The organism is Allocatelliglobosispora scoriae, assembly GCF_014204945.1.
Classification (GTDB): Bacteria; Actinomycetota; Actinomycetes; order Mycobacteriales; family Micromonosporaceae; genus Allocatelliglobosispora; species Allocatelliglobosispora scoriae.
This window is the reverse complement of record NZ_JACHMN010000002.1, coordinates 1,226,058-1,246,488: the sequence shown is the minus strand read 5'-3', so window position 1 is coordinate 1,246,488 and position 20,431 is coordinate 1,226,058. Positions and strand designations below refer to the sequence as shown.

General features: G+C 69.4%; 19 protein-coding genes and 1 tRNA gene. 6 read left to right on the top strand and 14 right to left on the bottom strand.

Going from position 1 to position 20,431, the window contains the following annotated elements; all coding sequences use genetic code 11:
- Positions 1-97 precede the first annotated feature (97 nt).
- Complete coding sequence (locus F4553_RS11280; protein WP_184835200.1) at positions 98-1,291, bottom strand: FAD-dependent oxidoreductase; 1,194 nt, start codon at positions 1,289-1,291, stop codon at positions 98-100.
- On the bottom strand, positions 1,288-1,884 hold the full coding sequence (locus tag F4553_RS11275; RefSeq protein WP_184835198.1) for a PadR family transcriptional regulator: 597 nt from the start codon (positions 1,882-1,884) through the stop codon (positions 1,288-1,290). The genes F4553_RS11280 and F4553_RS11275 overlap by 4 nt, the downstream gene beginning before the upstream one ends.
- 128 nt (positions 1,885-2,012) lie before the next feature.
- On the opposite strand from F4553_RS11275, the gene F4553_RS11270 reads away from it, so the two are divergent.
- The 4 genes from F4553_RS11270 (at position 2,013) to F4553_RS11255 (ending at position 4,729) form a co-directional block, all read left to right on the top strand.
- Positions 2,013-3,047, top strand: a complete 1,035-nt coding sequence (locus F4553_RS11270; protein ID WP_312875160.1) for a coiled-coil domain-containing protein — start codon at positions 2,013-2,015, stop codon at positions 3,045-3,047.
- A 64-nt stretch (positions 3,048-3,111) separates the two neighbouring features.
- Positions 3,112-3,195, top strand: a tRNA-Thr gene (locus tag F4553_RS11265).
- 103 nt (positions 3,196-3,298) lie between these two features.
- On the top strand, positions 3,299-3,751 hold the full coding sequence (locus F4553_RS11260; protein ID WP_184835197.1) for a hypothetical protein: 453 nt from the start codon (positions 3,299-3,301) through the stop codon (positions 3,749-3,751).
- Between the two features lie 9 nt (positions 3,752-3,760).
- The gene (locus F4553_RS11255) at positions 3,761-4,729 is read left to right on the top strand and encodes a GNAT family N-acetyltransferase (protein ID WP_184835194.1); all 969 of its coding nucleotides are present in this window, start codon (positions 3,761-3,763) and stop codon (positions 4,727-4,729) included.
- A 47-nt stretch (positions 4,730-4,776) separates the two neighbouring features.
- Here the strand turns inward: F4553_RS11255 and F4553_RS11250 are convergent, their stop codons facing one another.
- Entirely contained in the window at positions 4,777-5,457 is a 681-nt protein-coding gene (locus tag F4553_RS11250) for a hypothetical protein (protein WP_184835192.1), read from the bottom strand.
- 113 nt (positions 5,458-5,570) lie between these two features.
- On the bottom strand, positions 5,571-6,974 hold the full coding sequence (locus tag F4553_RS11245; protein ID WP_184835190.1) for a hypothetical protein: 1,404 nt from the start codon (positions 6,972-6,974) through the stop codon (positions 5,571-5,573).
- Between the two features lie 190 nt (positions 6,975-7,164).
- Between F4553_RS11245 and F4553_RS11240 the strand changes: the two genes are divergently transcribed.
- The gene (locus tag F4553_RS11240) at positions 7,165-9,024 is read left to right on the top strand and encodes a CocE/NonD family hydrolase (RefSeq protein WP_184835188.1); all 1,860 of its coding nucleotides are present in this window, start codon (positions 7,165-7,167) and stop codon (positions 9,022-9,024) included.
- A gap of 57 nt (positions 9,025-9,081) precedes the next feature.
- On the opposite strand, the gene F4553_RS11235 is transcribed toward F4553_RS11240, so the two are convergent.
- From F4553_RS11235 to F4553_RS11205, 7 genes are all read right to left on the bottom strand, one after another.
- Positions 9,082-9,951, bottom strand: coding sequence for a hypothetical protein (locus F4553_RS11235; RefSeq protein WP_184835186.1), 870 nt, complete (start codon positions 9,949-9,951; stop codon positions 9,082-9,084).
- A 72-nt stretch (positions 9,952-10,023) separates the two neighbouring features.
- Positions 10,024-10,248, bottom strand: a complete 225-nt coding sequence (locus F4553_RS11230) for a helix-turn-helix transcriptional regulator (protein WP_184835184.1) — start codon at positions 10,246-10,248, stop codon at positions 10,024-10,026.
- The gene (locus F4553_RS11225) at positions 10,242-10,673 is read right to left on the bottom strand and encodes a hypothetical protein (protein WP_184835182.1); all 432 of its coding nucleotides are present in this window, start codon (positions 10,671-10,673) and stop codon (positions 10,242-10,244) included. The genes F4553_RS11230 and F4553_RS11225 overlap by 7 nt, the downstream gene beginning before the upstream one ends.
- A 58-nt stretch (positions 10,674-10,731) precedes the next feature.
- The gene (locus F4553_RS11220) at positions 10,732-11,208 is read right to left on the bottom strand and encodes a hypothetical protein (RefSeq protein WP_184835180.1); all 477 of its coding nucleotides are present in this window, start codon (positions 11,206-11,208) and stop codon (positions 10,732-10,734) included.
- 67 nt (positions 11,209-11,275) lie between these two features.
- A complete protein-coding gene (locus F4553_RS11215) occupies positions 11,276-13,405 on the bottom strand; it encodes a putative bifunctional diguanylate cyclase/phosphodiesterase (RefSeq protein WP_184835178.1) in 2,130 nt (709 codons plus the stop codon).
- A 16-nt stretch (positions 13,406-13,421) separates the two neighbouring features.
- A complete protein-coding gene (locus tag F4553_RS11210; RefSeq protein ID WP_184835176.1) occupies positions 13,422-14,228 on the bottom strand; it encodes an SAM-dependent methyltransferase in 807 nt (268 codons plus the stop codon).
- Positions 14,229-14,312: 84 nt separating this feature from the next.
- Positions 14,313-14,891 carry a dihydrofolate reductase family protein gene (locus F4553_RS11205; RefSeq protein WP_184835174.1) on the bottom strand — a complete coding sequence of 193 codons (579 nt, stop codon included), beginning with the start codon at positions 14,889-14,891 and terminating at the stop codon, positions 14,313-14,315.
- Positions 14,892-14,976: 85 nt separating this feature from the next.
- On the opposite strand from F4553_RS11205, the gene F4553_RS11200 reads away from it, so the two are divergent.
- Complete coding sequence (locus F4553_RS11200) at positions 14,977-15,522, top strand: EF-hand domain-containing protein (protein ID WP_184835172.1); 546 nt, start codon at positions 14,977-14,979, stop codon at positions 15,520-15,522.
- Between the two features lie 367 nt (positions 15,523-15,889).
- Here the strand turns inward: F4553_RS11200 and F4553_RS11195 are convergent, their stop codons facing one another.
- From F4553_RS11195 to F4553_RS11185, 3 genes are all read right to left on the bottom strand, one after another.
- Entirely contained in the window at positions 15,890-17,182 is a 1,293-nt protein-coding gene (locus F4553_RS11195) for an extracellular catalytic domain type 1 short-chain-length polyhydroxyalkanoate depolymerase (protein WP_184835170.1), read from the bottom strand.
- A 124-nt stretch (positions 17,183-17,306) separates the two neighbouring features.
- Complete coding sequence (locus F4553_RS11190) at positions 17,307-19,337, bottom strand: hypothetical protein (RefSeq protein WP_184835168.1); 2,031 nt, start codon at positions 19,335-19,337, stop codon at positions 17,307-17,309.
- 98 nt (positions 19,338-19,435) lie between these two features.
- On the bottom strand, positions 19,436-20,371 hold the full coding sequence (locus F4553_RS11185) for an anti-sigma factor RsbA family regulatory protein (RefSeq protein ID WP_184835166.1): 936 nt from the start codon (positions 20,369-20,371) through the stop codon (positions 19,436-19,438).
- Positions 20,372-20,431: the final 60 nt, after the last annotated feature.

Sequence of the window (20,431 nt, the reverse complement as noted above, 5' to 3'; positions counted from 1 at the left end):
CGTGTGGACCATCAGCTGGTCCATGCTGGTGCTTCGCTACGGAGGTCAGCCTAGGCAGGCCGAGTCACCTAAAGGGATGAATTGCCCAAAATGGCCGTTACGCGGTGACGGTCTCGTCCCAGTCGATGCGGTAACCGTGCATCCAGCCGAACATCCGCTCCGGCGTGAAGATTGTCTTCATCATGAGCGGCATCACCACGCCCATGACCGCCCGCGCCACCGGCCCGGACGCCTTGCGGTCGTTCTGCCGGGCGGCGAAGGCGGCGACCTTCTGCACCCGGGGTCGGCGCAGCCGCTCGTACGCCGCGAAGGCGCTCGGCAGGTCAGGCAGGTCCCGCAGGCACCGGGCGAGCTGGACGGCGCTCTCCACGGCGAGCGAGGCACCCTGCCCCGAGCTCGACGACGGCGCGTGCGCGGAGTCCCCGACGAGCACCAGCCGGTCGCGGTACCAGCGCGGCACGCTCGGCATGATCTCGGTCGGGCCGAAGACGTAGAGCTCCTCGGCGGTGGTCGGCGCGATCAGGTCGCGGGCCGGGATGTCGTCGGCGTGCATCTCACGCAGCAGCTTCAGCCACTCGGCAGCGGGAATCTGGCGGGCCTGCGCCATCGTCAGCGGCTCGGCATAGGGCACGTTGCTGAACCACCCGATCCGCCCGTCGGGGAAGGTCCAGTACCCGAGGAACGCGCGTTTGCCCTGGGCGAAGTGCATCGGGCCCGGTTCGCCGCCCGCCGGTCCGTGCCCGGCGAAGGACTGCAGGCCGACATATCTCGGGCTCGGGGCGGCGGGGTCGATCACCGAGCGGACCGTGGAGCGGATCCCGTCGGCACCGATCAGGATGTCGGCGCTCGCGGTGGTGCCGTCGGCGAACCGGGCGGTCACCCCCGTCGGCGACTCGTCGATCCCGACCAGCCGCTTGCCGTACTCGATCGGGATGCCCTCGGCCGCCGCGCGGTCGTGCAGCACCCGGAAGAGGTCGGACCGCCACACCGTCCGGCTCGGCGGCTGGCCCGGCAGCCCGTCGAAGCTCATGATCGTCTTGCCGTTGGTCGCGTCCACGATCGCCATTCCGGCCATCGGCTGGCCGATCTCCGCCACCGCCTCCGCCAGCCCGAGCAGCCGGAGGGCATCGAGCCCGTTCGGCGCGATCATGAGAATGCCGCCGATCCCCTCGGACGAGCTGCCGTATGCCTCGTAGACCGTCGCCTCGATGCCGGCCCTGCGGAGCGCGAGCGCCGTCACCGGTCCGGCGATGCCACCACCGATGATCAGCGCTGTCCTGGCTGCAGTCATGTCATGCTCCCGAATATCTCGTGCCACGCGCGGACATAGTCCGGCTCCTGGAGTGACGAGATGAGGCCGGTGACGAAGCGGTGCTCGGCTTCGAGCAGCGCCAGGGCGTACTCCTCCTCGACGAGGAAGACCCAGGCGAGGCCGTCGCCGGTCGCGGCCGTGATCCCCGCGCGGATCGCGTCGATCTCGGCGCCGAGCGCCGCGAGGCGCGCGGTGAGCAATTCGCCCGCCTCCGCCGGCGGCAGCACGCTCAGCAGCGACAGAGCGACCCCAAACGGGGGGTACGCCTGCTGAGGCGTCGCCACCAGCTCCCGCATCCAGTCGAAGAACTCGCGACGCCCGTCATCCGTGATCGCATAGACGGTGCGCTCCGGCCGCTGGGTGTCCCGCACGGTCTCCTGCTGGCTGATGAAACCGGCTTTGACCAGCTGCTCCACCACCATGTAGAGCGAGCTGCGGTTGTATTTGATGTTGCGATCCTTGCCGTGCTCCTTGAGCCGCCGCCCCATCTCATAGGGGTGCAACGGCTCGACGAGCATCTCCGCCAGGACCGCCAGCGCGAGCGGATTGGCCACGGTGCGCCTCTTCGCCACGACATCCTCATCTCTTAGTCAGGATTAACTATCCGGGCCTGATTAGTCAGTGTCAACTATTTGGGTGGGACGCGTACCACAGCATCGTGGGGTAATCTGTGCGGCGGCCTACGGAAGGACCCCCACCCGTGACGCTGTCGCCACTCTCGCGGCGCTGGTTGACCTTAGCCACCGCTATTCTCGCTGCCCTCTACCTGGCGGTCGCGCTCCCCGATCCGGCGAGCGCCGAACCCGACGACGAGGGTCACTCGCCGGTGCTCACGAAGAACCTCGAGTCCGCCGCTCGCGGATACCTCGAGGCCGAAGCGGCGCTGGAGAGCTCGCAGAAGAAGCAGAAGGAGATCACGGCCAGGCTCGCCGAGGTGGAGAAGGAACTCGGGCCGTTGCGCGCCGAGATCGCCGAAGTCGCCACCATCGCCTACCAGAACGGTCGACTCGGCACCCTCGGGGCGATGCTCGCCGCAGGCTCGCCCGACGACTTCCTCAACCGCGCCATGCTGATCGAGACGATGGCCCAGCGGGAGAACGGCACCCTCGCCAGCCTCATGCGGGTCCAGGCCGACATCGCCGGCTCCAAGTCGGCGATCGACGCCGAGGTGAAGACCCAGGCCGCGCAGGTCGCCGAGATGTCCAAGCGGAAGAAGGCGGCCGAGCTGGCGCTGGGCAAGACCGGCGGGACCAGGGTCTACGGCCTGATCGACCCCAAGTCGCCCGCCGCGAAGCCGGCCCCGCGCAACTCCGACGGCAGCTGGCCCAAGGAGAGCTGCACGGTCAACGACCCGACGACGTCGCACTGCATCACGCCGCGGACCGCGTGGGCATACAACCAGACCAAGGCCGCGGTCGACTCGTCGGGCAAGAAGATGTTCACGCACTACGTCTCCTGCTACCGACCGAGCGGATCCGGGGAGCACCCGAAGGGCCGCGCCTGCGACTGGGCGGCGGCGACGAACGGCTTCGAGAACAAGGACGCCACCGGGGCCGATCGGCTCTACGGGGACAAGCTGGCGTCGTTCTACATCAAGAACGCCAGTCGGCTGGGCGTGATGTATGTGATCTGGTACAGGCGGATCTGGATGCCCGGGCTCGGGTGGCGCGCCTACAGCGGCAAGGGCGGGCCCGCGGGGACGCACACGAATCACGTGCACCTGTCGATGCTCTAGCTGATTTCGCCGTTCGGCTGCGGTGATGGGCAGCGTTCCCCCAGGATGGTGTTAGCAAGCCAAGGGGGACGTAGCTCAATTGGTAGAGCAGCCGCGCAGCACTCGTGCTGAGCGGAAGATGGGGGTTCAAGTCCTCGCGTCTCCACCAGGTGATCTCCATGCGCATCAGCCCGAACCGGAAACGGCTCGGGCTGATCGCATCGGCGCGAATTGCGTGGCGCCAGGCCGGGGATCTCCGGTACACATGGGCCGTGGTGCATGACGAACTCGCAGAACTGCTCGGTGCGTTTCTCGCCGCCGTCTCCTTCCGCCGTGGCGAGCGACCCGGCTATGGCCGGATCCACGACCTCTTCCTCCCCGAAGGACTGCTGATCCGCAACAGCGGCCCCGCACCAGAGGTCACCACGGTCGCGCAGTTCATCGAACCCCGACAGGCGACGGTCGACTCGGGCGCGCTGACCGAGTTCGAGGAGGTCGAGACGGCCGCCAGGACCGAGGTCTTCGGGCAGGTCGCGCACCGGTTCAGCGCCTACGCCAAGCGCGGGGTCCTCGACGGTGTGCCGTTCGCGGGCGCCGGGATGATCTCCACTCAGTGCGTACTGACCCCGCTCGGCTGGCGCATCAGTTCGATGGCCTGGGACGACGAGCGCCCGGGCCTGACCGTCGCGGAAATCGAGATGCCTGACAGTGCGCGCGCTGCCTAGGGTGGCGGTATGTCTCGCCTGCAGGTGCGGTCGCTCACCGCCGCCGACATCCCCGACGCCGCGATCCTGCTGGCCCGCCGCCACCGCGCGCACCGCCGTGACCAGCCCTTACTATCCCCGGTGTACGCCGAACCCGACGCCACCGCCACCGTGCTCGCCGAGGCGCTGGCCCAGCCGGACGCCTCCGGCGCGCTCGCCGTCCGGGGGACCGACGTCGTCGGGTTCCTCCTCGGTGCCCCCAAAGCCGCCCCGTCCTGGGGCCCCAACGTGTGGGTCGAGGCGGCCGGTCAGGCGGTCACCTACGCCGAGGACATCCGCGACCTCTACGCGTTCGCCGCCGAGCGCTGGGTGGCCGAGGGGCGCACCGCGCATTACGTGCTGGCCCCGGCGAGCGACACCGAGCTGGTCCGGTCCTGGTTCCGGCTCGGCTTCGGCCACCAGCACTGCCACGGCCTGCGCGCCCTGCCGACTCCCGACGAGGTCAGGGCACCCCGCGTCGTGATCCGCAGGGCGGAGCGCGCGGACATCCCGCTCCTCGCCGAGCTCGACCTCGTCCTGGCGCAGCACCAGTCGCTCGTGCCGACCTTCTCGGCGGCCCGGGTGCCGGAGCTGGCCGAGACGCTGAAGAGCTGGGAGGACGATTTCGACGACACCGACTTCGCGACCTTCGTCGCCGAGCACGAGGGCCGGGTGGTCGGGTCGGCGATCGGCTGCTCGCTGGCGAAGTCGGGCGCGCACACCACGCTCGCCCGGCCCGACAACGCCGGCTTCCTCGGGTTTGCGGCGGTCTTTCCGCAGGCACGCGGCTTGGGCGTGGGACGGGCGCTGGGGGAGGCGGTGGGCCTGTGGTCGGCGGAGTCCGGGTTCAGCAGCTATGTCACCGACTGGCGGGTGACCAACCTGCTCTCGTCGAGGGCGTGGCCCGCGCTGGGGTTCGCCGAGTCGTTCACCCGCCTGCACCGCCTCGTCGGCTACTGACCACGCCGGGACCTTGAGCGGGTTGACGACGGAAGCCGCTCAAGATCTCAGGTGCGGCTCACCGTGAGGGAGGAGACACCGGCCACCGCGTCCACGTCGTAGCGCGGGTCGGACTCGGGCCATCCGGCCGGTGCGATGACCGTTCCGCCGGCGACGCCCGATCGCCGGACCCCGTCGACCGTCACGCTCCCGGCACCGCCGCCGGCGGTCACCCGCACCGGAATGCCCTGCGGTGCCTTGACCAGGAACTCCGACGCGCCACCGGCCATCCGCACCGTCACGGCGCCGTCGGGCTTGGGCAGGATCGTCTCGATCCGGCTGGAGCCGGCCGAGAAGTCCACTGCGGACAGATGCCCGGCGCCCATGTCGACGAGCGTCTCGGTGGCGCCACCGGCGAAGCGCAGATCCCAGCGGACATCGCGGTTGAGCAGGATCTCCACGGCGGCCGGTCCACTGTTGCCGGTGCTGGTGAGGTGCACCTCGTAACGGTCGCCGGACTCGACGACATCCGGGGTGAGCTGGGAGTTGTCCGGCGTACTGATCCGGTAGAGATCGTCGCCCAGATCCTCCGCGCGGGCCGTGACGGTCGTCGCGCCGCTCACGAGCGTCAGCTTCGCCGCGTCGCGGTCGCCGCGCTGCGCGGCGGCGACGTGGACCCGGTCGGGGTCACGCGGGTCGGTGGTGTCGCGGTGGTCGCTGCATCCCGCTGCGAGCAGGACAAATGCCAAACCTATCGCGGGTACGCATGCCTTCATGCCCCCATGTCTACCCGAGTGGATGCGCTCCCACACATGAGGGCTGCGCCGGCCGACGGGGGGCGACCGGCGCAGCCCGGGAGGAATTACTCCTCCTCGGTGATGGTCAGTGTGGTGCGGGGCATCGGCTTGAGGTCGGCGTCGAGGGTGGTGAAGATCTGGTTGAAGTCGCCGTTCTCGTCCAGCTCCTCGTTCTCGGTGTCGCTACCGGCGTACCAGTAGGCGAGCAGCAGGACCGGGAGCAGGAACGGCCAGGCGCCGAAGCTGCCGCCCGAGCCGCGGCCGGAGCCGCCGCTGCCGCCGCCGGTCTTCTTGCCCTTGACCGCGACCTTGCCGCTGATGTCGGTGGCCTCGTCGGTGAGCAGCTTCGGACCGGTGGTGCCGCTGCTGGCGGGCTCCTCCGGCGGCGACTGCCAGACGTTGGTGCCGAGCAGGTGCTTGATGGCCTGCAGCGGACGGCCGAGCGAGTCCAGGGTGCTGGTGAGCTGCCGGTGCTGCGCGATGGTGGGGAAGCTCTCGCGGATGTAGTCCTCGAGCACGCGGCGCTGGTCCGGACCGCCCCGGACGATGTCGATCGGCACCTGCTTGCCCTTGCGGCGCTCGGAGTTGAGCTTGAGGTAGGCGTAGTAGGTGCGGCCCATGACGGAGAAGACGAAGGGCGCCAGCGGGTTGTTGATGCCGTCGACCATGCCGATGACGTGCTTGCCGATGCCCTCGGCGAAGAAGAAGAGCTCGCCGGTGGCGAGGTCGACGTAGAGCGTGTGCAGGGCGTAGCCGTCGAGGTTGTGCTCGGGGCCGACGGTGCTGGCGAGGTACTGCTGGAAGAAGACGCCGTCCTGGATGCCGGAGCGGAAGAGGGACCGGGAGATGATCGAGGTGCCGAGGGCGAGCCGGCCCGGGTTCTTCTCCTTCAGCACGAGCTTCGACCGATAGGTGTCCACATCGTCGAAGGGCACACCCATGAGCGAGGGGTGCAGCATGACATCCTGCAGGTCGAGGCCCGTGTAGTGGAGCAGCGGCGCGTCGGCGTACTCGTCGCTGATCTTGCCGCTGGCCCGGCCGGCGAAGCAGCTGCCCAGCTCGATGGCGTGGGTGAAGTCGTCGGGGTCGGTGAAGTGGGAGAGCATCTCCTCGTCGAGCAGGCCGAGGAAGACCGCCGTCTCGTACTGGTGCTTCTTCTTGGTCCATGAGGCCCTGGTCCGGACCGACGTCTTGGCCGCCTTGAGCTCCTTGACGCGCTGGCGCAGATCCTTGACGAGGTCGACCGACTCGATCTCGACCACCTCGCTGCCGGCCGTCTCCAGCGCCCAGATCGGCGATGTGCACCGCGTCTCGAGGAACTCCTTGTCGGTCAGCAGCGTGAAGTCGTGGTTCGCGAGGCGGTAGAGCGAGTGGAGGTTGATGCCGACGTTCGTCGTCGGGACCTGGTACCTCGTCGCGTTGAACAGCTTTTGGCCGCCGTCGCGAACCGTGCTGAGCCAGAACCTCATGGTGCGTCCCCTCCCTGGGCGTCGTGGTCGGCGAATGCCGTGACAGGGATAGGAAGCGCGAGCACCCCCGGCTGATACGTCGGGGACCGGATACAGATCGTCGTGGATCCGACGGGTCCGAGCGGGCATATGATGCGCAATCAATGCCGATGTGTCGATGGACTTTATCGACCTAGCTGGGAGAACCCCCATGAAGCGCGTAATCCGCTGCCTCACCGTGGTAGCCATGGCGCTGGGCGGGTCGGCCATCGCCGCCCCCGCCGACGCCGGTGCCGTGACCGATGCCGCCCGCCCGCCGCACCTGCTCGCCACCGAGACGGTGCCCGTCTACTCCTACGCCACCGCGATCCGCGAGGTCGTCTGGGTGCAGAGCCCGGTCGACAGCGACAACGTCGGGGGCTTCGACCGCATCGCCGTCGACATCGTCCGGCCGAACGATCCCACCCAGCCGACGCTGCGCGTACCCGCGATCATCGACGCGTCGCCGTACTACAGGTGTTGCGGGCGGGGCAACGAGAACGAGAAGAAGACCTACGCCAACCCCAACGACCCCGCCAGCCCGGTCGCGAAGGTCCCGCTCTACTACGACAACTACTTCGTGCCCCGGGGGTACGCCTTCCTCGCGGTCGATCTCGCCGGAACGGCCCGCTCCACCGGCTGTGCCGACGCGGGCGGCGTAGCCGAGGTCCTCGGCGCCAAGGCGGTCGTGCAGTGGCTCAACGGCACCGCCAGCGCCTTCCGTGCCGACGGCACCCAGGTCTTCGCGACCTGGTTCGCCGGCCGGGCCGGGATGATCGGCAAGTCGTGGGACGGTGCGATCGCCACCGGTGTCGCGGCGACCGGTGTCACCGGGCTCGCCACGATCGTGCCCATCTCGGCCGTCACCAGCTGGTACGACTACGAGCGGCTCAACGGCGCGGAGGTCTCCGGGGTGAGCTCGATGTCGTCCCTGCACAGCCTCGTCACGGCCCGCCCCGCCGGTACCTGCACCGCCACGATCAACAAGCTCGCCGCCGGCGGGGCGAGCAGTGCCATCTCCTACACACCGTTCTGGGCCGAACGGGACTATGTGGCGAGTGCCGCGAGTGTGCAGGCGAGCGTCCTCGCCGTACACGGGATGAATGATCTGAACGTCAAGCCGTCGAACTTCGGCCTGTGGTGGCAGCAGCTCGTTGCGCACGACGTGCCCCGCAAGCTGTGGTTGTCGCAGGAGGGGCACGTCGACCCCTTCGACTTCCGCCGCAGCGTCTGGGTCGACACCCTGCACCGCTGGTTCGACCAGTGGCTCTACGGCCTCGACACCGGGATCATGAACGAGCCGCAGGCCACTGTGGAGCGTGGTGCCGACGTCTGGGCCGAGAGCTCGGTCTGGCCGCCCGCCGGGACCACCGAGTCGGTCTTCAACCTGCGCCCCGGCAACGGGACGACGGGGGAGCTGACGCTCTCCGCGCCGGTCGCGGGCACGGTCAACATCACGGACGTGAAGCTCAGCGAGGCGAGCGCGGTCGCCAACCCGGCCAACGCCGTCAACGGCCGCAAGGTCTTCCAGACCGGCCCGCTCACCGCGCCGCTGCACATCGCGGGCGGCTCGACGATCACGCTGATGGTGAAGGTCACCAAGCCGACGACCGCGCTGACGGCACGGCTCGTCGATTATGGCACGCTGACCAGGGTCAACTGGGAGAGCTCGGGCAGCGGCATCGCCACGCTCGCCAATCAGACCTGCTGGGGTGACTCGACCGCCGCCGACGACGCCTGCTACAAGGAGACGCAGAAGGTCACGGTGAGCACGGGTACGTCGGGGCTGACCCGGGGCTGGCTGGACGCGGCGCACCGTGACTCGCTCAGCGCGCCGACGCCGGTGCCCGCGAACGTGTGGCAGACGATCACGTGGCGGCTGCACGACACCGACCAGGTCATCCCGGCCGGTCACCGGCTCGCGCTGGTGATCGGCGGCGCCGACGGCTCCTGGACCACGACATCGGCGACGGGTGCGGTGATCACCGTAGACCTGGCCCGCAGCCTGCTCCGCCTGCCCGTCGCACCATAGCGAAACGAAACGAAGATCGGCGCAACTCTTGAAGAGTTGCGCCGATCTTGGGGCTTTCTAGCTGGTACGCCGGAGGTCGGCGCAGCCGGTCTCGTCGGGGAGCAGCGGCCGGAAGGTGAGCGTCCAGCTCTTGCCGCCGGAGGTCCACGGGGTCACCGTGTTGGCGCCCTTCGCGGCGTCCAGGGCGCGGCCGAGCTCCTTGCCGGTGGCGGTGACGCAGCCCAGGTTCAGGCCCATCGACTCGCCGGGCAGGGCGGCACCCGGCCACGCGATCGGCTTCTGCTCGCCGGGCACGCCGTTGTCGGCGACCCACTCACGGGTGATCACGGCGAGGGTGACGGGCTGGTAGGGGTCGCTCTTCGACACCTTGTCGGCGCCGAGCGTCTTCGGCAGGTCGGTCAGGGCCGCGAGCAGGTCCTGGAGCTTCTTGCGTGCCGCCACCTGCGCCTCGGTCAGACCGGCGCCGGTGGTCGCCTCGCCCAGCGCGTTGGCCTCGGCGGTCTTGACCCCGGCCGAGGTGTGCACCGTGAACCGGGTCGACGGCGCGTCGGCGATCGGCGGCTGGCCGTAGTCGAGGGTCGTGCCGACGCCCGCGGCGAGCGCCCGGTTGATGAGGGTCTCCACGTCGACGGTCGAGATCCGCTGCACCTGGATGTTGGGCAGGGCGGGGCCGGGGTAGATCGCGATCTGCGGTCCCTCGGTGATGACGCGGCCGTCACCGTAGATCGTCAGCATCGGCAGGCGGCTGACGAGGGCGTCGGCTCCGACGAACCCGCCGGTGTAGGAGACCCGGAGCGCGACCGCGTCGGCCAGCAGGGATGGCCCGCCGTCACCGGCGTCGTCGGCCGCCTTGCCTTGCGCGCATCCGGCGGAGAGCAGGATCAGGGAACAGGCGACGGCGATCAGCCCGCCTCGTAGTCTGGTCATGCCCGCTGAGACGTTCTGCTCGGTCATCCGGTTCCCGCTCTCTCGCATCTAACGCATAAACGACAATCGATTTTAAGCGTCGCCGTCCGGGTATTGGAAGACGTCGTCGAGGGGTACGCGAAACACGCGGGCGATCTGAAACGCCATCTCCAGCGACGGGGAATATCGCCCTTGCTCGATGGCGATGACGGTCTGGCGGGTCACGCCGATGCGGTCCGCGAGCTCCGCCTGGGTCATCTCCCCGTGTGCGAAGCGCAGGGCGCGGATGGAGTTGGTGACTCGGGTCGGCTTCACCACGGCTGAAAACCCCTGCGGTAGGCGAAGATCTTGGCGCTGGAGCCCAGGACGGACGAGAGCACGAAGCCGAGGTAGATCGTGTTGGCGATCCAGAAGTAGTCGGACTCCAGCAGCGCCAGGACGAGCGCGCCGACCCCGCCCGCGACGAGAAACCACTGGCCGATGTATTCGCCGAAGCGGTGGATCTCGCGGTCGCGCTGATCCTTCCTGTCCGCGTCCTGCGGGGCGAGGATCGCGGCGATGATGTGCAGCACGATCGTTGCCAGGATCGAGGCGCCGACGGTCCAGAGCAGCGTCGCGGCGTAAGGCACCTCGGTCGGCGGAGTGTCCGCCCCCGCTCGCCCGAGAATGATGGCAACGTAGACCGCGTAGGTGGCGATCGAGACCACCACCATGATCCACGCGCGTTTCTCTTCGAATGGCATGGACCGAATGTAAAGTAAAACTTACATGGAGTCAAATTTTCTTGACTTGGCCGCTGCTCTATTCGTCCTTGGTGGTCTCGCTGACCATCGCGATCACCCGGTGGACGGCGTGGAAGACCGGTGACAGCTGATGCCGTCCGTAGCCCAGATCATCCTCGGCGGCTTCGATCGAGCGGTGTCCCGCGTACCCCAGGGCTCGGATGATCGTGTGGCCCGGACCCGGCAGCGCCGCCTCGGCCTCGACCGGCATGTCGGCCGCGAAGGTCTGCAGCAGGCCGACGGCCGTGATGCTGGCCCGGGCGATGTGCTGGTGCTCGCCGCCGCCGATGATGCCGCCGCCGTTGCTGAAATAGAGGCTGGTCGTGCCGTCGGCGAGCGCCACCAGGCTGACCGCGCCCTGCGGGTAGGCCGTCTCCATCATCAAACCCCACGCCTCGGGGAAACGCTCGCTGCGGGCCAGCCCCACGGTCTCCGGGTCCGTGCTCAGCAGGTGGCCCCGGAGCTGCAGGAACATGGCGGGATCGGGCGTGGACATGGGTGGCTCCTTCGTTGCGGGCTGTACGGTGCCCCACGCTATGCCAGATCCCGGGAGTCGGCAGCGCTCAGCGAGACGGGCGGCGCACCAGCGGGTGGGCCGAGCGCAGCAGGTCGGTGACGGCCGACGCCGAGCAGGCCGCGCTGAAGTGCCAGCCCTGTGCCAGATCGCAGTGCAGCCCCGCGAGCAGCTCGGCCTGATCGGAGGTCTCGACCTCCTCGGCGGTGACGGTCAGCTTCAGCGTATGGGCGAGCTGCACCAGCATCGTGAGGATGTCGATGTCGATCGCGTCCGGACCGGCCGGCCGGTGCAGGGCGGCGACGAACGGCCCGGCCAGCTTCAACGCGTGGATCGGCAGGTTGCTCAGGTAGGCGAGGTTGGAGTAGCCCGTGCCGAAGTCGTCGAGGGCGATCCGGACCCCCAGCTCGGCGATGCGGTGCAGCGTCGAGAGCGGCTCGCCCTTGGCGCTCATCAGGGCGCTCTCGGTCAACTCGAGCTGCAGCGAGCCGGGCGGGAGCTGCGTCTCGGCGAGGATCGCCACGACATCGTCCACGATGGACGGCTCCGCCACCTGGCGCGGGGAGAGGTTGACGCTGATCAGCGGGTGCCAGTCGGGATGGGTCCGCCGCCACTGCTGCGCCTGGCGGCACGCCTCCTGGAGCACCCAGCGGCCCAGCCGGACGATGAGTCCACTGTGCTCGGCGAGCTCGATGAACTTGTCCGGGCCGAGCAGGCCGAGCTCCGGGTGGCGCCAGCGGACCAGCGCCTCGACCCCGGCGAGCGCCTGGTCGTCGAGGCGGATCAGCGGCTGGTACTCCAGGAAGAACTGCTCGTCGTCGAGCGCCTGCGGCATCTCCGCCGAGAGGCGGTAACGGCTGACCGCGACCGCGTGCCGGTCGGAATCGAAGAGCGCGAAGCGGTCCCGGCCGTCGTTCTTGGCCCAGTAGAGCGTGGTGTCGGCCGCCTTCATCAGCTCCGCCGCCGAGGTGCCGCCGATCGGCCGCTCGACGACGCCGATGCTCGCGGAGACGGTCAGCCGGTGGCCGTCGAGGTGCACCGGTTCGCGTACCGCCGCGAGGGCGAGTTCGGCGACGGCCGCCGCGTCCGCCTCACCCGAGCTGCCCTCGACGAGCACGACGAACTCGTCGCCGCCCATCCGGGCCACCAGGTGCCCGGCGCCGGCGACACCGGCCGAGAGGCGGCCGGCGATCTGCCGCAGCAACTCGTCGCCCGCGTCGTGGCCGAGGGTGTCGTTGACGTTCTTGAAGCCGTCGATGTCGAGGTAGCAGACCCCGACCCGGGTCGCCGGATCCGGATCGCTCAGCACCGTGGCGAGCCGGTCGAAGAAGACCGTGCGGTTGGGCAGATCCGTCAGCGGATCGTGGGTCGCCTGGTAGCGGAGCTGGGTCACGAGCCGGTGCCGTTCGGTGATGTCCTCGACCATGCCGACGGCGAAGCGGGGACTGCCGTCCTGGTCGCGGATGAGCGACACCACCAGATCGGTCCAGATCTCCGCACCGTCGCTGCGGTAATAGGCCTTCTGCATCCGGAAATGATCGAAGTCGCCGTTGACCAGGCCGGCGAGGTTGTCCCAGACCGCCGGATCGTCGGAGGGATGGGCGAAGTCGGCGGCGGAGAGCCGGTTGAGCTGGTCGCGGTCATAGCCGAGCATCTCGCAGAGCGCCTGGTTGACCTCCATGATCTGCCCGTCGAGGCCGCCGATGCCGATGCCGATCGCGGCCTCGGCGAAGACCGCCTGGAACCGGGCCTGGCTCTCCCAGCGGGCCCGCTCGGACTCCGCCCGCGCCGTGAGCACCGCACTGTGGATCTGCTGCTGCTCGTCGAGGGTGCGCTCGCGCAGCGCCTGGGCGTACCCGGCCGCGATCGTGCCCAGCAGCAGGTGCAGCCGGTCCGCGCGGCCGATCTCGATGGCGTACGGCGTGAGCTGCGAACCCAGCGCGGTGAGCGTGCCGGAGAGCGCGGCGGTGTCGGTGAAGTGCGACTCGACGAGGGCGGCGCCGATCTCCCGGCCCAGGGCGTCGGCGTCATGGGTCCCGGCGCTGAGCGCATGGAGGATCTGGTTGACCCGCCGCAGCAGCCGGATGACGAGGCTCCGCCTGCTGATCGTGATGTAGCTCGTCTCGGCGATGGCCTCAGCCCAGACCCGGGCCACCTGCTGGGCGTTGCAAACAACCATCGGTGCCGCCTCGGTCCTAACCGATGCGGGCGACCCCGGCGAAGCCGGGATAGGTCTGTGCTTCGGGGTCCACCTCGTCGGGGAAGTCCGGCCGCCACAGGGGCGTCTGCACCACGCCGGGCTCGATGATGTCGAGGCCGCCGAAGAGCGCGGCGATCTCGGTCTGCGACCTCGTCGTCACCGGGCTCGCCGTCTGCGTGTAGAGCGCGGCGGCCTTGCCGAGCTCCGACGGCTGCCCCTCGGGGCTCGCGTGCGAGATCGCCAGGTAGCTGCCCGGGGCGAGGAGGCTCGCGATCCGGCCGATCAGCTCGATCGGGTGCTGGTCGTCGGGGACGAAGTGCAGCACCGCGATGAGCAGCACGACCGTGGGCTTGGACGGATCGATGAGTCTGGTCAGCTGGGAGTCGGTGAAGACCGACTCTGGCTCGCGCAGATCGGCCCGGACGACCGCGGTGCGGTCGTTGCCCGCGAGGATCGACTGGCCGTGCGCGGCGGCGACCGGATCCCAGTCGACGTAGACGACCCGGGCCTCCGGGTTGATCTCCTGGGCCACCTCGTGCACGTTGCCCTCGGTGGGGATGCCCGAGCCCAGGTCGACGAACTGGTCGATGCCGTCGGTGCAGAGATCACGGACCGCGCGGCGCAGGAAGGCGCGGTTCTCCCGGGCCAGCCGGGGCACGTTGGGCATCGCCTGCAGGACCTTCTCGGCGAACTCCCGGTCCACCGCGAAGTTGTGGGATCCGCCCAGGTAGTAGTCGTAGACACGAGCGACACTGGGCCGGTCGAGATCGACATCGGCAGATGCCCAGGTGGGACGTTCCACGGCGCTGACCCTTCGAGGCAGGCAAACTGATCTTTGCCAGCATAGGCGCTGTCGTGTGCCGTGGGAATCTTGAGCAAGAATCCGCTAAGGCTTGTTAACCGTATAGGTCAGGTGGACGAAGTAGGCGTCGTGCTCGACCTTGGCGAGGGTCAGCTCGGCGCTGAGCAGCTTACGGGGCAGCAGCGGTGCCCCGGCGCCGAGGAAGACCGGCGCGACGCCGAGCTGGACCTCGTCGAGCAGCCCGTGATCGGCGAACTGGCCCACCAGCTCGCCGCCGCCGACGATCCAGCGGTTGCGGTCACCGGCCGCCGCGACCATCTCCGCGTGCACCCCGGCCACGTCACCCTGCACGAAGCGCAGGTCCACGCCGGGAATCGGCGGCAGATCGCGATGTGTGAAGATCCAGCACGGGGTGTCGCCGTAGTAGCCGTGCCATTTCGCCGGTTCGGTGAGCAGGTTGTCGTGCTCCAGCACCCACTCGTAGGTCGTCGCACCCATCGCCATCGCGCCGACGCCGCCGAAGAAGTCCTGGAAGCGCTTCTGCGAGTCGCCGGCGTCGGGGTCGGCACCGGCACCGACCCCGAAGAGCCAGTCGAGCGAATTGTGCTCGTCCGCGATGAAACCGTCGATGCTGGTGGCGGTGTAGTACTGAGTCCGGCCCATGGCGATATCGTGCCAGATCGCGGGCTCTCCCGCCGGGTCGGCCGACCGCCTGACCGCCGGGGCGAATCGTCATAAACTCCAGGTCATGGCCTCAATGCTGCTGGAGCTCAAGCTCGATCGCGCCTTCGGTCACCTCGACGTCAACCGCAACGGCCACATCGACCACGACGACATCACCCGCCTCGCGACCCGCCTCGCGGACGGTTTCGGCGAGTCGACGGCGAGCCCCAAGGGGCAGGCCCTCGTCGACGGGTTGGAGGAGTTCTGGACGTCGCTCGTCGCCGCCGTCGATCACGACGGCGACGGGTCGATCACGCCGAAGGAGTGGCAGGCCGGGATGATCACCGCCTTCGTGGAGCCCGAGGCGGGATTCGACCAGGGCTTCCAGCCCGCCGCCGAGGCGATCATGGGCCTTGCGGACACCGACGACGACGGTGCGGTCGCCTTCGACGAGTTCAAGACGCTGCTCAAGGCATTCGGCGCGCCGGCGAAGGATGCGAAGGCCGCCTTCGAACACCTCGACGCCGACGGTGACGGCAGCCTCACGGTCGAGGAACTGGTGCTCGCGGCGAGGCAGTATTACACCGGCACCCAGCCCGCCGCCGGCGACTGGCTCTTCGGCAAGGTGTGACACCCGCGATGATCACACCGTTTTCCCCGAAGATGGCCTGATCATGGGCATTGATCACACCGTTTTCCCCAAACTTGGTGCGATCATCATGCGCGCGGCTCGGTGCGGTGCGGTGATCACGTCGCTTTCCCTGAAGGAGACGCGATCTTGAGTGAAGATCACGTCTAATTCACTGAACCTGACGTGATCTTCCAGGAGGTGGCCCGTGGGGCGGACCCGCGCCATGATCGCCGCAACTCTTGAAGAGTTGCGGCGGATAACACCAACTCTTCAAGAGTTGCGACGATCATGGCGTGTCGATCGTGGGCTGCGGGCGGTCGTGGGCTGCGGCGAGCTTGAGTGTGGCGATGTTGGGCTGGGGCGGTGCTCAGGTGGCGGTGCAGGTTGCCGTGGTGCCGGTGGGGGTGCCGCTGGACTGGAAGCCGAACTCGGTCGTGGCGCCCGCGCCCAGCGCGCCGTTGTAGGGCAGGTTCGTCACCGCGATCGCGCCGGACACCGCGCTGAACTGGCCGTTCCAGGAGTTGCTGACCGTGTCGCCGCTGGGCAGCGTCAGGGTCACCCGCCACGCCGAGATCGCCGTCGAACCCGCGGTCACCTTGACCGCTCCGACGAAACCGCCCGCCCAGACACTCGCCGGGGTGAAGGTGGCGGTGCAGGCGCGCGTACCGGCGGGGGAGGGGGAAGCGGAGGGCGACGGGCTGCGGGACGCGCTGGCGGAGGGTGACGGGGACGGGCTGGTCGCGGTGTTGAGGCCGAAGAAGGCGATCGCCGCCGCGGCCTGGACCGGCAGGTTGTGGCTGACGCCCTGCATGCTGACGGCCTCCAGCGCGACGGTGGAGCCGCTGGCGTAGCGGGTGCGGGTCCAGCCCGACTGCGGCGTGTCCGTCGAGGTCGGCGTCTGGCTCAGGCCGAAGACGTTGGTCCACTGCTTGATCTCTTCGCCGAAGTTGTTGTAGTGCAGGACCGTGTCGGCGGTGCCGTGCCAGAGCTGCATCCTCGGCCGCGTGCCGGTGAAGCCGGGGTAGGCGGCCCGGACCAGGTCGCCCCACTGCTGCGGCGTCTTGGAGATGAGGCCGCTGGCACACTCGCCGTTCCAGGAGTTGGGTCCGGCGAAGCACGCGAAGGGTACGCCGGCGAACGCGCTCCCGGCCTTGAACAGGTCCGGATAGGCGCCGAGCAGGACGTTGGTCATCATCGCGCCGGAGGAGACACCGGTGGCGAAGACCCGGGCCGGATCGGCGTCGTAGGTGGTCAGCGCGTAGCGGACCATCGAGGCGATGCCGAGGGAGTCGCTGCCGCCGTTGTGCTGCAGGGTCGCCGCGGAGGCGACGTCGAAGCAGCCGTCGCTCGCCTGGGTCACCGAGGGGTAGATGACGATGAAGCCGTACTGGTCGGCGAGGCGGGCGAAGTCGCTGCCGTTGTAGAACGCGACCGCGTCGCCGTGGCAGTAGTGCACCGCGACCACCACCGCCGGGCGGGCGGGGCGGTTGGCGGGGAGGTAGACGTACATCTTGAGCTGGCTGGGGTTGGCGCCGAACGAGGTCACCTCGGTGAGCGAGGCGGCCGTGGCGGCGGTCGGTGCGAGCAGGAGGGTGAAGGCCGCGACGAGCAGCGGGATCACTCCCCACAGGACGGTTTTGAGGACGGTGGGCGTCTTCATGTGGTTACTCCTCCGGGCGTTGGAAGCGCTCCCATTGACGCGTGTCATCACATCACTTAACCGGTTTATCGTCAACATGCCTGCGGGGCGTGACCGCTCGCCGGTCACGCCCCGCAGGGTGGCGCTAGAGTGCCTTGAACGCCGTGTCCAGGCAGGTGGCGAGCTTCTGCTGGCCCTTGGCGTTGGGGTGCGGCGAGCCGCCGATCCCGGTGTTCTGGATGTCGCCGGGCAGCAGGACGGCCGCCTTCGCCATGGCGGCCTTGGCGTTGGCGGGCATGGCGAGGGTGATGACGTCGTTGAGGTCCTTGACGAGCTTGCGGACATCGCCGACCCAGAGCGGATCGATCAGCGACATGTCGAACGCGGCCACCGTCGCGGGCAGCCATCCCGCCGCCCACGCGGGCAGCTTCGCCTTCGCCGCCGCGAGCCCCAGGTTGGCGACATCGATGTTGGCCGGGCTGATGTCGTAATAGGGCATCCAGACGACCTTGTCCGCGCCCTTCGCCAGCACCGCGTTGACGATCGCGGTAACATCGGGCCCGATCGCCGCCGCCAGCGGGCTCACGGCCGCAGATCCTGGGCCGTCATAGGCGGGTACGCCGACCCGCGTCCACCACAGCTGCCCGGCGAAGTCGACCCGGGCGTAGCACGCGCCGCCCTTGGCGATGATGTTCTTCTTCAACCCCAGCGGCGGATCGGTCGGCGCCGCCTTCGGCACCACGTAGTAGAACTTGACCTTCGCGCCGACGTTGCCCGCGCCCGCCAGCAGGTTGTTCATCGCGAAGTCGAGCCCGGCGCACTCGGCGAGCTTGGCGACGACGGTGGTCCAGTTGGTGTTGTTGACCCCGCCGGTCGTGACGTAATAGGCGGCGTCGCCCTTCTTCTTCGCCGCCGCGATCACCTTCTCCGCCTGCGCCAGCGGCGAACCGTTGCGGCCCCAGACGTTGGTGCAGGCGTCGGTCGTCGCGGCGGCGGCGCCCCGGATGTCGCTGGTGGTGAACCCGGTCCGGGCGAAGTTGTAGTAGGAGGTGATCTGCTTGTTCATCCCGAAGTAGAGCCCGGCGTAGCTGAACGTGGCGTCGTTGCCCTTCAGGGCGCGGAAGTCGGCGGCGGTGTTGTCGCAGACACCGATGCCGAAGCCGGTCTGGTGGTGGGCCGAGGTGAGCGAGTCACCGGTCGCGACCAGCGTGACCGGCTTCTTCGGGTCGGGGATCTTCGCCGGATCTCGGCACTCGATCAGGTCGGCGGACTCGTCCTTCTCCGCCTGCGGTGCGTGCCCGGTCGGGGTGCCCGCCGTGCAGACCCCGTCCGACGGCGACGGCGACGCGCTCGCGGACGGGCTGGTGCTGGGACTCGTGGACGGCGACGCGCTGGGGCTGGTGGACGGCGACGGCCAGGTGGACGGCGACGGCGGAATCGAGGGTGAGGGCCACGGCGGGGTCGAGGGGGACGGCCACGGTGAGGCTGACGGCGACGGCGACGGCGACGGCCACGGCGGCGTCGGCGGTGCGCTGGGGCTCGGCGCCGGGCTCTGGCTCGGCGAGCCGGTGGGGTCGGGGGATGCGGTCGGTGACGGGGTCGGCCACGGCACCGGCGTGGTCGGGTCCGGGCACGGGTAGGGCTGCCCCGGCGGCGAGCTCGGCGACGTCGACGGGCTGCCGGGTGTGGTGGTGGGCACCGGTGAGGTCGGCGGCGGTGCCGACGGGCTGGTGGGCGGTCCGGGCGAGGTGGGCGGTGGAGACACGGGCGGCGAGGTCGGCGGCTGCGAGACGGGCGGCGGGGAGACCGGCGGCGGCGACGGAGCCGCGGTGCTGGTCGGCAGCACGGCGGCCTGGCGCGCGGTCCGCAGCCCGCCGGTCGGGGTGGCGGTCGGGGTGGGGGTCGCCGACTGGCAGGCGCGCAGGGTGGCGAGGGTGTCGGCGAAGTCCTGCGGCAGCGGTGCGCCCTCGGGGATGCAGGGGTCGAGGTTCCACTCCACGCCGTCGATGACGCGTACGCAGGAGCCGGGCGCATCGGCGGCGTAGGCGGGTGCCGGTGCCACGCCGCCGGCGAGGACGATCACCGCCGATGCGGCGGTGGTGACGAGGGATACCGCGGCGGCTGACCAGAACCGGTGCCGGTGGGTGCGGCGAGGGCTGAACAGGGGCGGGGTCATGAGGCTCCTCCGCTAGGGTGGCGGGAAGCATCAGGATATATACATCTATAGATCAATGGTGATAGTTGATCAGGCCAGGCTGGTGCTGGGGAGCTCCGTCAGACGTACATGTGCAGGCGGACCGTGGTCGCGCCCGGCCGGGTGTGGATCCGCACGAGGTCGACGAGCTGGTTGACCATGACCAGGCCCCGCCCGCCGGTCGCCTGGGTCACCGGGACCGGGATCCGGCCCGCGAGCGGGTCGGTGATGTGTCCGGTATCGGTGAGCTGGCAGCAGAGAATCTTGCCGTCTGTCCAGAGCGTCAGCGTCCCGGCGGCTCCGCCGTGCTCGATCGTGTTGGCGGCGAGCTCGCTCACCGCGATGATCAGGTCGTTGATCCGCTCGACCGGCAGCCCGGCGTCGCCCGCCTGCTCGGTGACGGCGCGGCGCATCCCGGACAGGGCGGTGCTGTCGACGCCGATCTGCCGTGCGTCCGCGGGCGGGTCGGGCAGCGCGTGGTTGAAGTCGGCCGCGCAGGCGGCGGGATCGCCGTAGGCCGGGCTCGGCCACTCGGCGGCGGCGCTGCGCACGACCGGATGCGTACGGTAGGCGTCGGCGAGCCAGCTCTCATCGAGGCTGCTCGTGTCGTAAGGGCAGAGGATCGACGCCCGCCGACCGGCGAAGGCCAGGTTGATCAGCGCCTCGTGCTGGGCGCAGGCCGGGTACTCCGCCGGCGTGCGCTCGGCGTAGATGGGCTCGCCGACGATCCGCACGGCACGCCCCGTGTGCTTGGCGGCGAAGGCGAGCAGCACGCCCGGGATGATCCGGCCCGGATTGCGTCCGGCGACGCTCATGTCGTGGAGCTGGACCCGGTCCGCGTCGCCGCCGAGAGCGCTGCGGATGTGGTCGAGGTTGGCGCCCGGCACCGCGATCATGACCGGCTCGTCCGCGTCGAGGCCCCCCTGGATGAAGGGGAGGGTGCCCGCGAGGTAATCGGCGGTGTCGCCGTAGAACAGCGCGGGGTGGACGAACGAATCGATCGTGGCGGCGGTCATGGCACCCTCCGTTCGCGTAGATCAGCACTCTATTGCGTTGGAGTTAACATATCCATCCGG

Excerpts from the sequence above, each read along its gene's own strand:
- F4553_RS11215 (WP_184835178.1), bottom strand. The coding sequence starts at position 13,405 with ATGGTTGTTTGCAACGCCCAGCAGGTGGCCCGGGTCTGGGCTGAGGCC.
- F4553_RS11185 (WP_184835166.1), bottom strand. The coding sequence starts at position 20,371 with ATGACCGCCGCCACGATCGATTCGTTCGTCCACCCCGCGCTGTTCTAC.
- F4553_RS11225 (WP_184835182.1), bottom strand. The coding sequence starts at position 10,673 with ATGCCATTCGAAGAGAAACGCGCGTGGATCATGGTGGTGGTCTCGATC.
- F4553_RS11205 (WP_184835174.1), bottom strand. The coding sequence starts at position 14,891 with ATGGGCCGGACTCAGTACTACACCGCCACCAGCATCGACGGTTTCATC.
- F4553_RS11200 (WP_184835172.1), top strand. The coding sequence starts at position 14,977 with ATGGCCTCAATGCTGCTGGAGCTCAAGCTCGATCGCGCCTTCGGTCAC.
- F4553_RS11240 (WP_184835188.1), top strand. The coding sequence starts at position 7,165 with ATGAAGCGCGTAATCCGCTGCCTCACCGTGGTAGCCATGGCGCTGGGC.
- F4553_RS11245 (WP_184835190.1), bottom strand. The coding sequence starts at position 6,974 with ATGAGGTTCTGGCTCAGCACGGTTCGCGACGGCGGCCAAAAGCTGTTC.
- F4553_RS11255 (WP_184835194.1), top strand. The coding sequence starts at position 3,761 with ATGTCTCGCCTGCAGGTGCGGTCGCTCACCGCCGCCGACATCCCCGAC.
- F4553_RS11195 (WP_184835170.1), bottom strand. The coding sequence starts at position 17,182 with ATGAAGACGCCCACCGTCCTCAAAACCGTCCTGTGGGGAGTGATCCCG.
- F4553_RS11235 (WP_184835186.1), bottom strand. The coding sequence starts at position 9,951 with ATGACCAGACTACGAGGCGGGCTGATCGCCGTCGCCTGTTCCCTGATC.
- F4553_RS11220 (WP_184835180.1), bottom strand. The coding sequence starts at position 11,208 with ATGTCCACGCCCGATCCCGCCATGTTCCTGCAGCTCCGGGGCCACCTG.
- F4553_RS11280 (WP_184835200.1), bottom strand. The coding sequence starts at position 1,291 with ATGACTGCAGCCAGGACAGCGCTGATCATCGGTGGTGGCATCGCCGGA.
- F4553_RS11190 (WP_184835168.1), bottom strand. The coding sequence starts at position 19,337 with ATGACCCCGCCCCTGTTCAGCCCTCGCCGCACCCACCGGCACCGGTTC.